10 protein-coding genes are annotated in these 14,194 nt (G+C 64.0%); 1 reads left to right on the top strand and 9 read right to left on the bottom strand.

The annotated features are described in order from the left end of the window. The coding region (locus tag VNH11_13835; protein HVA47445.1) for a hypothetical protein at positions 1 to 640 on the bottom strand (640 nt) is incomplete at its 3' end. A gap of 246 nt (positions 641 to 886) precedes the next feature. On the opposite strand from VNH11_13835, the gene VNH11_13830 reads away from it, so the two are divergent. Continuing rightward, positions 887 to 1,174 (top strand): hypothetical protein, encoded by a 288-nt coding sequence (locus VNH11_13830; GenBank protein HVA47444.1) that lies wholly within the window; start codon positions 887 to 889, stop codon positions 1,172 to 1,174. Between the two features lie 13 nt (positions 1,175 to 1,187). Here VNH11_13830 and VNH11_13825 read toward each other — a convergent pair whose 3' ends face one another. The 8 genes from VNH11_13825 to VNH11_13790 form a co-directional block, all read right to left on the bottom strand. Beyond that, positions 1,188 to 2,447, bottom strand: a complete 1,260-nt coding sequence (locus VNH11_13825; protein ID HVA47443.1) for a hypothetical protein — start codon at positions 2,445 to 2,447, stop codon at positions 1,188 to 1,190. A 55-nt stretch (positions 2,448 to 2,502) separates the two neighbouring features. After that, positions 2,503 to 2,997 (bottom strand): hypothetical protein, encoded by a 495-nt coding sequence (locus VNH11_13820; GenBank protein HVA47442.1) that lies wholly within the window; start codon positions 2,995 to 2,997, stop codon positions 2,503 to 2,505. Positions 2,998 to 3,061: 64 nt separating this feature from the next. Beyond that, positions 3,062 to 4,093 (bottom strand): DUF1573 domain-containing protein, encoded by a 1,032-nt coding sequence (locus tag VNH11_13815; GenBank protein HVA47441.1) that lies wholly within the window; start codon positions 4,091 to 4,093, stop codon positions 3,062 to 3,064. A 355-nt stretch (positions 4,094 to 4,448) separates the two neighbouring features. Continuing rightward, on the bottom strand, positions 4,449 to 5,483 hold the full coding sequence (locus tag VNH11_13810; GenBank protein ID HVA47440.1) for a TIM barrel protein: 1,035 nt from the start codon (positions 5,481 to 5,483) through the stop codon (positions 4,449 to 4,451). Positions 5,484 to 5,730: 247 nt separating this feature from the next. Continuing rightward, positions 5,731 to 7,089, bottom strand: coding sequence for a DUF1552 domain-containing protein (locus tag VNH11_13805; GenBank protein HVA47439.1), 1,359 nt, complete (start codon positions 7,087 to 7,089; stop codon positions 5,731 to 5,733). Further along, complete coding sequence (locus VNH11_13800) at positions 7,086 to 10,028, bottom strand: DUF1592 domain-containing protein (GenBank protein HVA47438.1); 2,943 nt, start codon at positions 10,026 to 10,028, stop codon at positions 7,086 to 7,088. Before VNH11_13800 ends, VNH11_13805 begins: the two co-directional genes overlap by 4 nt. A gap of 453 nt (positions 10,029 to 10,481) precedes the next feature. Beyond that, complete coding sequence (locus VNH11_13795) at positions 10,482 to 11,786, bottom strand: DUF1501 domain-containing protein (GenBank protein HVA47437.1); 1,305 nt, start codon at positions 11,784 to 11,786, stop codon at positions 10,482 to 10,484. Continuing rightward, entirely contained in the window at positions 11,779 to 14,109 is a 2,331-nt protein-coding gene (locus tag VNH11_13790) for a hypothetical protein (protein HVA47436.1), read from the bottom strand. The genes VNH11_13795 and VNH11_13790 overlap by 8 nt, the downstream gene beginning before the upstream one ends. Positions 14,110 to 14,194: the final 85 nt, after the last annotated feature.

Below are 14,194 nucleotides of genomic sequence, written 5' to 3'. Positions count from 1 at the left end.
ATTCTTTGCCCGTGGTGTCGGTGAAGGTGGCCCACTGGCCGAAGCTGTCGGCCGTGTAGGTGTAAGTGCCGTAGGTGGGCGCCGCGCCTGTGGCGTAGGTCTCGTCGCCGGTCGAGTCGTAATAGATGTCGGTCACGGGCTCGGCGTCGCCGGTGGCCGGCGGCGGCAGGGTGATCACGGTCGGCAAGCCGTTGGAGTCTCGCTGGATCGTCTCGACGTTGCCGTACGGATCGGTCTCGCTGATCGGTTCCGCGAACTGGTTGGTTTGGTAATCGCTCGTGTTGCCGTTCGGGTCGGTCGTGCTGGGAACCACGCTCGAAGTGGGCGTGGCGTCGGCCGGCTGGTATTGGCTGCCGCCGTAACCGTAGTTCTGCTCGCTGGTGGCGCTGGTGCTCGCGCCTCCGGGCAGCGTCGTCGCACTGAGGCGGTGGTTGCTGTTGAGCGTGAACACCGTCTGGCCCGACATGGGATCGGTTTCGCTGGTCATGTAGCCGCCGCTGTAGGCATATTGCCACACCGGCGAGCCGGATCCTGGGTCCGGTTCCGTCAGGCTGGTCAGGTCGCCGGTCGTCATGCCAACGCTCCAGACGTTGGCCGCGTAATCCGTAATCGAACTGAGCAGCCCCGAGGCACAGCTCAAATCGACGGACCTCCGGAATTGATCGGCAACGCCCCGCTGTCGTCGGCGGTCGGTCATTTTACTCGGTCTGGCGCGCTCTCGGATGAACGCCGAAGCGGCGAAACCAACGTTGGAGTCGGAGAACAGCAGACGGGATCCCGTGTTGTCAAGCACCTGACCTCTCGAATCCCTCGAATTCTTTTCCAGAACATCTCTTGTCAGATGCGCGTACAATGAACGATATCGAATTCCAAGGATTCATGCCGCATGACCGCTTCAGAAGAATTGCCACAGGCTGAGCCGCCGACGGGAAAAGACCGGGGCGTTTTGCAGCGTTGGAGACTCGGGCGGCAGTTCGCCGGATGGGGCCTGATGTTGTTGGGCGTTGCCGGCTTGCAGTTGCCGGTGCTGCCCGGCTGGCTGTTTCTCGCCTGGGGCGCGATCACCTTGGCGCCGGATGTGCCGTTTTTCGCGCGACTGCTCGATCGTATCGCTTATCGCGTGCCGTCGTTGCGTGCCGCGATCGAACGCGTGCGCGGCATGCCCGAAAACTGACAGCCGCGGGCCGTCACTCCCCCGGCCGCGAACGGTCCTTTTGGCGGCGCCGGGCCTTCCGTTCCGCCTTGCTCAAGCGGCGGTCCGTCTCGAAGTCGTAGTCGTCTTCGGCAGAGTCGGATGGCGGTCTTCGGGCTGTGCGTGTCGCGGAGTCGCCGCCCTCGTCGGCCGTCGCCTGCTGCGCGGCGGGCTTCGACGCCGACTTGCCGCCGGCCTTCGAGCTCTCGAGGGTCCTGGCGGCCGGGGCGGGCGGAGAAGCGTGGGCCGCGTCGACCGTCGTCCGGCCAAACCACGACCGCTTCACCGGCTCCGCGGCCGCCTGCGATTTGCTCGACGGCTCCTTCTTCAGTTCCGCGGCGGCGCTCTTTTCCGACTTCGCTTTGGCGGCCTTCTTGGCTTTCGTGGAAAGCGCCCCTTTTGCGTCGAGAATGGTGTATCGCGCGTGCGTCGCCATCGAGAAGAGCAACAGCACGTCGCCCAGCATTTCGCCGCCTTCTTCCGTCATCACGGCATACGTGCCGCCCAGTTCGGGCACGATGCCGATCTTGGCGACGACGGCGGCGACATAGCAGCCCACGCCGGCCACCAGGGCGGTACACGACAGACGGCAGCAACGCATCTCCAAAAACAGCCGGATGCCCAGCGCGGCGAAGACCAGGCCATAGCCCGCGATCCACCAGATCGAGCCGTCGCCGTAGCCCCGCTGCCCGCTGAAGTGCGAGGCCAATTCCTTGAATCCTTCGTGCAGGCTGGCGCTTTCATCAATGCTCATCGCCATCCACAGCAAGGCGGCCCACAGCCAGACGCGGTAGCGACCGTGATAGTCGTCTTGCCGGTGCCGCCGCAACGAGAAGATGATGGCCGCCACGACCGCGGCCAGAGCCAAGGTCATCGACGAGAACCAGTTGGCCAACGACCCCTCGGCTTCCAGATCGACGGCCGCAAGCTGGCCGTCGCTGGTCATGGCCGTCAATTTGGGCAGCCAGAGATACGCGGCCTCCAGTCCCGCGACCACGATCAGCCCCGCAAACAGGCCCACGAAGAGAAGGCTGTAGCGTTGTGGAACCAGATCGGTTAGGCGCGGTTGGCGGTCAGTCAAGACGTCGTCTCCATACGAACGTGCGTTTTTCGTCGCGCGCCGCCGCGAGCCGGTGTTGCTGGCACCGGTGCCGTCGGCCGATGGCTCCGCCATGGCGGGCGAACTCCCCATCACTTCGTCGGTCAAAACCCGGCGGCGACGGTCATCGAGTTGCCCGTGACGCGGTAACTGCATGTTGAAATGTCCGTGCTTTCCAATCAGTTCGGCATTTGCAGGCCGCCGACTGGAATCACGGACCCAGCGCGCGGAAGAAATTCCGCACCGGCTCGCCGGGCACGAAATAGCGCGGACGAACGACCACGGGCGTGTAATAGCTCGTCACCACGGGGGCGGCGACCACCGGCGCGGTCAGCACCGGGCTATAGGTTGTGACCGCCGGACTGTAAGTCGTGGTCGCCACAGGGCTATAGGCCGTTGTCGCAACAGGGCTATAGGCGGTGACGGTCTCGGTGACCACGGGGCTATAGGTGGTGACCGGCGAATAGGCGTAATAGGTCGTTGTGGCGGCGTAGTTGCCGTAGTTCGACGTGTAGCCCGTGAAATTCGGCGACGAAACCGGCGGATTGTAGTTGTAGTTTCTTGCGGCCGGACGCCAGGTTTCGTACACCACCGGCGACTGCACGACGAGCGGGCTGTAGGTTTCGTAGACAATCGCTTGGGCCGAAGCCGCCGAGGCGGCGGCGGCCACGACAAAGGCGGTCAATGCAGCGATGATGGGTCTCATGGGTCACCTCTTTCTTTCAGGCCAAAAGCCTGCCCGACAAGTCGTCAAGCTAAAAAGCCCTCACTTATTTTAGCTCGGCGGCGGTGATTTCGGTAGGCACGATTTGGGCCGTCGCCCGCACCTCGGTGGCCGCACCGCCGTGCAGATCGGTTTCAATCCGGATCGTGCCCGATATCTTGCCGGCGTGGCTGCCGGCCACAAAGACAACCGGGACGCGGTGTACGGTTTTCAGCTCTTCTTGGGCCGCGGCGCTAAGGTCGAACTGAAATCCGCCGTGGTCGCATTCGACCCGCGTGATGCGGAAAGGCTGTTTGCCTTGCACGATGATCTGCTTGCGGACCGCCTGTCCCGGCTGCAAGCGGCCCAGCGAGACGAGCGTCGGATTGACGGTCAGATCCGGCACGACGCGGCCTTCGATGGCCACCGGCACCTGCGTGTAATTGCGGTCGTTGGTCACCAGAATAAGCTGGTCTTGCAGGTATCCGGCCGGGGCATTGGGAGCCACGGACACGGTGAGCCGGTAGGCAACCTGCCCATTTCGGCGGTTCGTTTCGACCGCCTTGGCCGTGACAAAGGGATTGCTGCTCTTGATGTCGACGATCTTCCAGTCGCCGCGGCCGGCGTAGGCCACGTTGGCGCGTTTCTCCGCCGCCTGGCCCTGATCGATCGGGCCGAAGACGATGCTGCCCGGATCGACGACCACGTCGGTGCGGATGTAGCCGTCGACGCGGAGCTGCACCTCAGCCGGAAACGGGCGGTCGATGACCACGGTCAGGGTGGCGCCGCGCTGTCCGGTGAAGCGGTCGGTATTGAAATGAGCCACGAGTTCGCCGGTTTCGTAGGTCTTGAGCGTGTCTTTGGTGACCCACGGTGTGGTGCATCCGCAGCTCGCCCGGACGCCCGCAATATGGACGTCCTCCATATACAGGTTCGTAAACTTGAAACGGTGTTCGGTCTTGGCGCCGCGGGCCACGCCACCGAAGTTGAACTGCGTCTCCTTGAACATCTTGCGGGCCCACTGCTGGGCGGAAACCGGAGTCACGCCCACGACCAGCACGACCAACAAGACCGCCGCCGCACGCAACTGAGTCGCCACCGCTCACCTCCAGCACAATACTTTGAAACCGTTTGATCGACGAAACACGGGCCATTCGTAGGAAGCATACTCCCTAGCACGAAGGGTGCCAAATCCGAGAATTTTGACTCAAGTCTCTCGCATCGAGGACCGCCAAGTCGGTGAGCTTTCTATCGTGAGGCCGGCAAATCCGGTACGGGTCTCAAATGCGGACCGGCCGGCGGGCTCGCGATTGCCTCGCGGTCCTCGAATCGGAAACGGACGATGAGCGCGACGCCGATTCGCGAGGATGGCCAACTGGGATGGACCGACTTTGGCGGCCGACGGTCCAGCGATGCGGAATAGGCTCTGCTCCACGCCGCTCACCTGGCGATGGTCAGTGTGCATAGTGCAAGCAATGTGCAACGTTCGCGGCTTCTCGTTCGAGCTGCTCGGCATGCGGGAGGTTGCTGATGGTTGGCAACTCGCCGGGGAACTTGTGCCGACGCACGCGCGCCACCGCGGCGGCAAGCTGCGAGGCGCGAAGCTCCGGCATCGTCCGCCAGTAATCGTCCGTCAGGCACGGCACGCGGAGCGGATCGCGCGTGATCATTTCGAGGTTCAATCGCGCCTCCGGCCGGGAAGCGTGAATCAGCGACACGATTTTTTTCAGGTCCAAAAAGCCCTGGCCGAAAGGCACCTCGGAGAGCAAAAAGCCGTCTTCATATTCGGCCACGCCCATGTCTTTCAAATGGACGGTCATCGTCCAAGGAGCGTAAGCCTCGACGACCGAGAGCGGCTCCTCGACGAGCGCAATGCTGTTGCCCGTATCAAGACAAACGCCGACGTATTCGCTGCTGAGCCGTTTCAACCAGTCCAGCATCTCATCGACGCGCCAGTCTTTGTGGTTCTCGACCGCCAGTCGCATGCCGTGACGCGCGACGGTCCGTTCCGCAAGCACCAGCGACTGCCAGGACCGCCGGGCGAATTTGTCGAATTCGTCTCGCGAATGAAACACTTCGTAGCGGCGGCCGGAGAGGCAGACGGTCCTGAGCACTTCGGCCCCCGCCGCTTTCGCCGACAGCACTTCCGCCTCGAAGCGGGCCAGGTCGGCTTCGTCCTTGACCAGCGCGATCGTGCCTTCCAGGTACATGCCGCGCGCCGCGACGGCTTCTCGCAAGCGGTCGAGTGCCGCCGGCTCCCGCGGGCCGATGCGCGTTTGCACGCCGGCCGCGCCCAAGCTGGCCGCGTACACGACGAAGTCCAGTGGATCGGACAGCGGAGGAAACTCGGGCCTGAGCGGTCTGGAGCCGCGGACCGCGTATGAATGAATCACCAAACCCAGCGGCTGGCGGTGTTCCCGGACAAAGGCGTTGGCCGCCGCGGCCCAAGGCAACGTCGCCAAGATCTTCAATGTGTCACGTCGTCTCATGCAACTCAGTCCTGTATTTCACGCGGCCGCGAATGAGACCTTGGCGGTGGCTGGGGCAGAGCCTGGCCAGGTCGAGCTCGCACTTCGTTCATGTCGGCGGCCAGACGATGCCCCGGTGCGTCCAACCGGGGCATCGCTTGGCCGCCACACCGTTGATGGACGCCAGCCGCTATCCGGCCAAGCTCCGCCCCAGCCACCGCTTTTGCTCGCGGAATAATGCCTCATTCTCGGCCGCGTGCAGTATAGCTCAGAGCCGGGCGAGGGGCCGCTCGGCGTCGCCGAAACGTGTCTGGGGCGCGCCCATCAGTTCCATCAGCGAAAGATAAAGGCCGCACGCGCGGCGGTTTTCGTCGCCGGCATCGAGATAGTCGAGCACACGTCCCGTCTGCAGGCGTCCGCCGGCGCGGCCGGCCAGAATCATCGGCATCTGGTCGGCCTGATGTTTGTCGCCGTCGAACAAATTGGAACAGCACAACAGCACGGAATTGTCCAACAGCGTGTACTCGCCTTCGTCGATCGCTTTCAGGCGCTCGACCAGATAAGCGAACTGGGCGATGTGGAACTGGTTGGTCTTCAGGTACATCGCTTCCAGCTCGGGGTCGCGGCCGTTGTGCGTCAGGTCGAGATGCAGGCTGCCGCGTACGCCTTCCAGAAAGCCGAAGTTCATCTGCGATAGATCGTTGTTCAGCATGCAGGTGGCGATGCGCGTCTTGTCCATCTGAAACGCCAGCACGATCAGATCCAGCATGAGCCGAATATGGACCGGTATGTCCTGCGGCAACGGACCGTCGGGACGCGCCATGTTGGCCCTGGTCAACGTCGGCCGCCAGCCTTCCAAGCGGCCCTCTTCGCCGGCGCGGGCGATGCGGGTCTCGATGCTGCGGACCGACTCCAGATATTCGTCGAGCTTGTGGCCGTCGGAGCGGCTGACGCGGCGCTTCAGGTCATGGGCGTCGGCCAACACCTCATCCAGCACGCTGCGGTCCGATTCCCGCCCTTGGCCGCCGCCGACAAGCAAGTCAAAAACTCGGGCGGGGTAGATCTCCTTGGTCCCCGGCTTCGTGTCGGTCGCCCAGGAGATGTTCGACCCATAAAGCATGGACAGTCCATCTTCCAGCCGCAGCTCGGTCGGCTCGATGCCCAGAACCAGGCTGGGGACGGCCGTTTGTTTGCCGATGGTCTGAGCCAGCACCTGATCGAACGAGCGGCCGACGCGAATCTCGTTTTGATCGGTGCTTACCCAGGCGCCGGAAAGCAGATTGGGCGATCGCCCGAGATGCGCGCTTTTGTGTGCCGCCGCCTGCGCGTTGTAAAGACCGCGCAGGAATACCATGTCTTGGCAGTGGGGCCGCATCGGCTCGAGGCCCGGTCCGACCTGCATCGCGGCGCCTTCGCCTTGCGCCCACCAGTGGGCCGGCTCGACGCCGTTGGAGAAGAAGATGCAAGCGAAGCGCGTCGGCGGTTGGTCGGCCGAACTTGCCTGCGGTCCCGGGATCTCAGCCGCCCGAGCCAGCGACTCCAACCAAGGGAGTGTCAGCGTCGCGCCGCAGCCGCGCAAAAATCGCCGCCGCGATACAAGGTTGCCGCTTTTCTTGCGGTGGCTCATGGTTGCTCTCCTGTTTCCGGCGACTCGGTTTCGGGCGGCTCTGTTTCGGGCGGCTCTGTTTCGGGCGACGGGCCGCTTGCTCGGCGATAGCGGAACTGCCGGGTCGACACAATCCGCACCACCAGGTCGGAGAGGCTGCCGCCGCGGTCAAGCTCGCCGGCCAATTCGTCCAGCAGCGGCCGGTCGGACGCCAACTCCGGACGGCCCAAGGCATAGCCCAGAAGCCGCGTGACAAGCACCTGATGAAATTGTGATCGGTGCGCGTGCAGATAGTCAAGCAATCCGCTGACGCCCGAAATCTCGGCGCCGTCGTTGAGTACGCCGCTGGTATCGATCGGCTGATCGTCGCGGTAGCGCTCGCGCCAGCGGCCGATGGAGTCGTATTGCTCCAGGGCGAAGCCGAGCGGATCCATGCGCGAATGGCAGTTCACGCAACTGGTCTCGCGGCGATGGGCTTGCAGGCGTTCGCGCAACGTCCGGCCGTCGGGCTGAACGTCGTCGGCCGCAATCGAACCGGCGTCGGCCGGGGGCGGAGGGACCGGAGTGCCCAACACGCGCCGCAGCACCCAATCGCCCCGCTTCACGGGGCTGGTCCGCAACGGCGCGGACGTGACCGTCAAAACGGCCCCCAATCGCAACAGTCCGCCGCGATGATACTGGCCGGTTCCTTCGAATTTCACCGACTCGCGCGACTCGACCGCCGGCAGCCCGTAGTGCCGAGCGAGCTGAGCGTCGGCGAACGTGTAATCGGCGAACAGGATTTCGTCGACCGGACGGTCCTGGCGCACGATGTGAGTGAAAAACGAAATCGCTTCGTCGTACATCGCCTGCTTGAGCGCCTCGGTGAACTCGGTGAACCGCGCGCCGTCGACGCCGCGATGCCGGTCGAAGCGATAGAAGCCGAACCACTGGCCGAAGAATTCCGTGGCGAAGCGGCTGGCTTTCGGACCGCGCAGCAAGCGCCGGACCTCGGTGGCCAGCCTTTCGGGACCGTGCAGCCGGCCTGCCGCGGCGGCACGGCGAAGCGGCTCATCGGGGACCGATGACCAAAGAAAATAACTCAGCCGGCCGGCCAGCTCCCAGTCGGAGAGCGGCGCAGGCGTCGGCGACGGCGGCGGAGCTTCTGTCCGGTAAAGAAAGGCCGGCGCCACGAGTATCCGCGCCAACAGCAACCGCATGGCTTCAACATGTTCGACATGATTGTCGCGCAGGCGCGCATAGAAGCCGCGCAGTCGGTCCTGCTCCGCCGCGCTCAACGGGCGCCGCCAGGCCCGTTCGGCCAACTCCAGAGCCTGCTCGACGTGCCCCGGCTCCGCCGCCGCCAACGCACGATGGCCCGCGAGGTAATCGTTGTACAACCGTTCGACATACGTCCGCGGCCCATCGGGCAAAGTGGCAATCCAGGCCGCGTCGATGTCGGCCATGCGGCGATCGTCGGGCAAATCGAACTTCCGCGCGACCACGCGATAGAACTCATCGTGGTAATCAAAGGAGGTCAGCAGGTCAGCCCAGGCCTGGTCCAGTCGTACGCGGTCCGCGTCGTCGAGCAGATAGGCGACCAGAAACCGGTCGTCGCGATGATATTTGATCTTGGCGTGAAAATGGTTGCGCTCGGCCGAATTGTAGGTGCGGTCGAACGGCGCGGGGATCGGATCGCGGTCGGACGGGGCCGGCTCGCGATGCGAAACCTCCGGCAGCGTGCGCGCAAACTCCTCGATGCCGGGCTTCAGCCGGCGGTAGGTGGGGCCGTTGGGATCGGCCAGCAGCACCGAGTAGGTGCCGGTCGCCGCGACGGTCTCGCCGGGATTGACTCCGTCCGAGACGGTGCAGCGGACCACGCCTTCGTCGCCGTGCATCACATCCAGCATCACGTCGACGACGAGCTGACCGCTCTTGGCGCCGGCCGGCACGGGAAAGGCGAGCACGAGCTTTTCGGTATCTCCCAGCACGAAATCGTCAGCGTCGATTTCGGCGTCCGCCGGATGATGCCCGAACTGCAACTTGTCGGCACTCTCACTCGACAGAACCGCGCGCAGAGGTTGATATTCCATCCATTTGCGGTCGCGGCGGAACCGCATCCGCGGATGGCGCCAGACCACAAGCGGTTTGGCTTGCGCCTTGGCCACGGGCAGGACGGCCAGCTCGAGCGTGGCGCGATCGGCTCCCTCGGGCCAATCCAAACGGGCCTTGAACGAACTCTCGTTCGAAAGTTCCACCGCTCCGTCGGTCAGAACCGCGGCCTCTTCTTCGTCGGACGATTCCACGGCCAACAAGTGCTGCCAATAGCGCAGACGATCGTAAATCTCATGGCAGGCCTCGCGCACCGCCTGCATCGACACAGCGCCTGGCTCGGGCAGCTTCCGCCAGCGCTCGACGATTTCGCTGGTTGGAAAACGAAGCGCAGGCGCGGTCAAGAGCGAATGGATGTATTCCGCGAAGCGCGGCTCCAGCCCCTCTGCGCGAGCGAGGTCGGCGAGCGTGGCCCCGGTCTGCCCCAATGCCTGGCGATAGCGGAACCTCCAGGCGACATAAAACGCCTTGGGGTACAGGTGCAGCCCGAACGGTTTGCCGCCTTCGCCGGCCGCGGTGCGGAAACCGTGCGAGCGATAAGTCTGTTGGATGCGGCGGATGGCCGACAGTTCTCGCCCGGTCTTGCCACGGTCGACGTCGAACTGCAGCGGACCCGCTCCGATCACGGCGTGAGCAGCCGTTTTCTTGGCGGATTCGAGATAGCGTTCGAGTGTCGCATCGTCGATGAATTGCACGTCGCCCGCATTGGTGAAGCCGGCGCCGCCGACGGCGTCGTTGACGAAATCATGCTCGTCGATCAGATCGAGACCGGTCAGGTCCTCGATGGAGTAAGCATACTCGGCGCTGGTCAGTTGCCTGACGACGATCTTTCCAGGATCGCCCGCGTGTCGTTCGATGTAGGCATTCAAGTCGCCGAGCGATGGCCTCGATCAACTGCTTTCGCTCCGCGGCGGTCGGCTGCGGAGCGTCGGCCGGCGGCATCCGCCCGTCCTTCAACCGCTCGATCACCTTTTCCCAACTGCGGAATTGCGTGGCGAACTCGGGCTGAGAGGTCAATTGCTCCAGGTTGAGATGCGCCTCGGGGCTGTCGGCGCCGTGACAGTCGACGCAGAATTGCCTGACGAGCGGTCGGGCCTCGCTGAGCTCGGCGGCACGCGCTGTCGTACAAGACAGGAGCCAAACCCCGCACCAGACCAGCACTGCGCGAGTGCCTCGACCGCAAGCCGGCGGCAAGCCGCCGGGACACTGCCGCATGGCGGCGGTGAAGCGGGTCTTCCAGCGAAATGGCGATCTCATCATCGGGCCTGTGGTGTGTGCGTGCCACTGTCGGGCGTTGGCGCTGAATCATCAACCGTTGTTGATCAGCCCCACAAACCGCGGAGCTTGTCCTGGTCGGCGATCTCGAAGGGAAATTTCTTGCTGAGAGGATGGTCTACGATCCCCGCGTGCTCGCGCAGGGCGTGGTGAATGTGCTCGGGCCGCACGCGCAGGCCTCCTGCGGCGTCGAGGGCGAGCGTCTGCGGATTGATCGGTACGGGCTGGAGCTTGTCGTCCGTTGCGCCCAACACACGGTTTCCTTTGATCCCCTGGCCCAGGAACATCACCGAACCGATCGACCAGTGGTCCTTGCCGTTGCCGGCGTTGTAATTGGGTGTGCGGCCCATCTCGCTTTGGACGATCACAACAAGTTGCTCGCGCATCTTCAGCTCTTCGGCGCGATGCACCACATAGGCGATCCCCGCCAAAAACTCGGGAATCAGCTTCATCTGGTCAGGATCGTTGTTGGCGTGGCTGTCGAACTGGCCGATGGAGAGGTTCGCGCTCACGCAGACGCCCGCCTTGAACGACGCCAGCGCCACGTCGACCTGTTGCGCCAGCCGCTCCTTGGCCAGCGTCTTGGGAACGTAGGGCGTGACGCGCCGCAGGGCCTTCGAGTGTACTTGGGCCGCGTAGAGCATGTTCTGGGCCCGCTCCAAACGGGGCAGGCTCGACTGTTCGACCCGGGCCTGGTAGGTCGCCTCGACGGCCCGCTCGATCCGGTCGAGCGCAAAGCCATCGTGATAGGGCGAGCGCTCGTTCCCGTCCATGGCGTCGGCGTTGGCGATCTTTTGCAGTGATTGAGCGTACGGAACGCGCGACATGGCCACGATGTTCCCCGTGGCCGAGTAGTTGCCGAAGGTGAGAAACGCCAACGGGCAGGTCGCGCCCTTGCAGGCGGCCACCAGCGCGGCAAACGTCGGATAGGCCAGGCTGTCGAGCTTGCCGGTAGCCATGTAGCGGGCGCCGGGCGAGTGGTTATTGACCGAGTAATCGAGGCCGTTGAGCACCAACAACTCGTCGCCGAACTCGGCATAAAAATCCTCGTTGCTCAGGCCACCACTCTTGTGCTTGGCGGTCGGCGCGAATTTGTGGGGGCCGCGAGTGAGAATGTCGCCTTCCTGGTAGAGGCGGTTCATTCCATTGACCCCCTTGGGATCCATGAGATAGGTCGTATCCCAGCCGCCTTCGGCGTTGAAAACCAGGTAGTACGGGCCGGGATAGCCGCCGTCCTGAACTGCGTCCTGCGCTGCGGCCGACGACCCGGTGGGCCAGGCCCAGGGGACGGTCAGCCCCAGTCCGGTCGCGCCGCAGAGATTGAGGAAATCGCGTCTCGTGGAATTATTCATAGAGGAACTCTTGGCGACGGAGGAGATAGGTGACCACAGCCCGCCAGGCGCGGACCGTGTAATGCGGATCTTCGGGCGGAGTCGGCGAACCCTGCCGGCACGCCCAGCGTTCGAGCTTGTCGAGCCCACGCTGCTCGGCCGCGTCGTGTACGACGCCCGCAAACAGATCGAACGTGCGGGTGACCTCGGGCGAATCAACCGGGTCGTAGCGACCGAGGATCCGCTCGTGCAGATAGGCCATCGCTTTGCGCAGCGCCTGGTCTCCCTCGTGAGACTCTCCGGGCACGACGGCCGGCTCGATCGCGGGGAAGAGCAGCCGCTCGTGCATCGGTCGGGCGAAGTCGCGGGCCGTCTGCTTACAGGCCACGTCGTTCGACATGATCCGCTGAATCGCCCCCATCGCTCCGCTCGGATCGCTGGCCCGTTCGGTCACTTCCTTCGAGTCGATGCCGCCGTAGAGCATCGCCAACTGACCATCGAGCTTTCCCCAGCTCTCGCCAAATACGGCCTTGAGCTTGCGGTCGAGCTGTTCGGGCGCCAGCATCCGCACCAGGCCCAGATCGTCGAGCTCGGCCAGTCGACAGGGACCGGACGCAGCCGACTCGAGGCCGTCGGCCCGATAGAAATCCGACATGATCCAGTCTTGGAACACCCGCTTGAGATTGAAATTCGTCTCGGCGAAGTCCGCGGCGATGCGCTCGATCTCGCGGCGCTGCTCGCGATAGGCCCGTTGCCGCGCGGGATAAAGAGGATCATCGATCGCCTTGGAAGGCAGGAGCACCTTGCGGCCGGTCAGAATATAGTAGACATGCTCGACCATCGCCACGGCGAAGCGCGGATCCTTGGCCGTTCGTTCCCCCAGCCATTGCAAAGCCCGCCAACGTTCGTCGGCCGGCAGATCCTCCCCTTCGAAACCGGCGGCGAACATGTCCTTGAACCAGCCCTCTTTGCGCCGGCCATACACGCCCAGGCCGTCGGCGAATTGCCAGTAATCCTGGAACAAGCCCGCCACCGGATCGACCGTCTTGTGACAAACGACGCATTCGGCGGCTTGCATCGTCGGAATCTCGTATTTGGCGGTGACCGCCGCGGCATCGGAAACGCGGGCCGCGAGCTCCAGAGCATCGATTCCCAGAAAATGCTGATAATACATCCGGGCCCGCAGTCGATTGCGGTTCGTCTCAGTCGTCGGATAACGAACGAGATATTGGAACGTGCTCAGCAGGCCGGCGTGGGGATAGAAGCCGGTGGCCGATTCCTGATCGGTGGATCGGCTGCGGCCCACCAGCGCCTTGAGCTTGACCGGGATGAACTCATGGGGATTGTCGGGGTCCTGAAACCGGTCCTTGATTTCGTCGTAAATGCCGTAGCCGCGGGCCGAGAACGGTGACACCAGGATGTAGTCGGCCGTGACGATCTCGGTGAACGGACGATCGTGACGGACGATGTAATCGACCAGTTGCATCGGCTCGGCCAGCAGCGCGTGGCGGTAATCATCGGCCAACTTATAGCCCGCCTTGCGCCGCTCGGCTTCATCCTGGATGTGGCTCAGGTCGTGCTTCGCATACCATTGTCGCGTGTTGGTGAAATGCTCGTACGCCAGCACCACTTGATCCGGGTTGCCCGTGATGCCGATCGTGAGAAAGATGTCGTTGAACCCTTCTCGCAGCCGTTCATAGAACGCCTCTTCCTCGAACATCTTGTTGAGCAAGCCGGGCAAAGCCGGCAAGCCTTGCTGCTGGATCGTTTCGAGCTCGGCACTCGCGGGCAACCGACCCACCAACGAAAGGGTGGCGCGACGCAAGTGGCGGCGGTCGTCGAGCATCGTGATGCCTTGGAAGAAGGGCGGGGCCTTGGAATCGCGGGCGTCGGCCGCAGAACCGTCCGCCGGACGCGTGCCGCGGCTCACGAAGTCGGCCAGGATCCGATAGCCGCTTGTATCGGCAGGCAGCACCACCTGGCCGCCGTGATCGAGCCCGCCGGTCATTTTGACCAACAACCGCGACGTGCCGCCTTCGGTGAGCTGCGCCATCCGCGTGAAGGCGTCGCGATTGTGCTCAAGCACCGCTCGTCGCTCGTTGCCGGTCACACGCTGCGGATCGCGCAGCACGAAGCGGCTATCCTCGGCGTCGCCGCCGGCTTTGTGACAGTTCAGGCATTTTTGCGCGCCGACCTTGGTCCAAACCTCTTCGACAAAATAATTGTCGACCGCGAACGCGCAGGACGGTGGCGCGGCGGGTGGGACGTCGTCGCCGCGCGCCGCAACCGCAAGCGTGTGGAGCGTGGCGATCAGAACGACCGGTAAGCAGGCGGGCAGTTTCATGAGCCGGCAGGTTCCAGGCGGGGGAGGGACGCAGGTGGGCGGACATCGATCTTAGCCGATTTTTTGATCTAAGTCACGAGTTTAG

Source organism: Pirellulales bacterium (genome assembly GCA_035533075.1).
Lineage (GTDB): Bacteria > Planctomycetota > Planctomycetia > Pirellulales > JAICIG01 > DASSFG01.
Note: the sequence above shows the minus strand (reverse complement) of the source record. Positions and strands in the feature narration are given on the sequence as shown.

Excerpts from the sequence above, each read along its gene's own strand:
- VNH11_13830 (HVA47444.1), top strand. The coding sequence starts at position 887 with ATGACCGCTTCAGAAGAATTGCCACAGGCTGAGCCGCCGACGGGAAAA.
- VNH11_13805 (HVA47439.1), bottom strand. The coding sequence starts at position 7,089 with ATGAGCCACCGCAAGAAAAGCGGCAACCTTGTATCGCGGCGGCGATTT.
- VNH11_13825 (HVA47443.1), bottom strand. The coding sequence starts at position 2,447 with ATGCAGTTACCGCGTCACGGGCAACTCGATGACCGTCGCCGCCGGGTT.
- VNH11_13790 (HVA47436.1), bottom strand. The coding sequence starts at position 14,109 with ATGAAACTGCCCGCCTGCTTACCGGTCGTTCTGATCGCCACGCTCCAC.
- VNH11_13795 (HVA47437.1), bottom strand. The coding sequence starts at position 11,786 with ATGAATAATTCCACGAGACGCGATTTCCTCAATCTCTGCGGCGCGACC.
- VNH11_13810 (HVA47440.1), bottom strand. The coding sequence starts at position 5,483 with ATGAGACGACGTGACACATTGAAGATCTTGGCGACGTTGCCTTGGGCC.
- VNH11_13820 (HVA47442.1), bottom strand. The coding sequence starts at position 2,997 with ATGAGACCCATCATCGCTGCATTGACCGCCTTTGTCGTGGCCGCCGCC.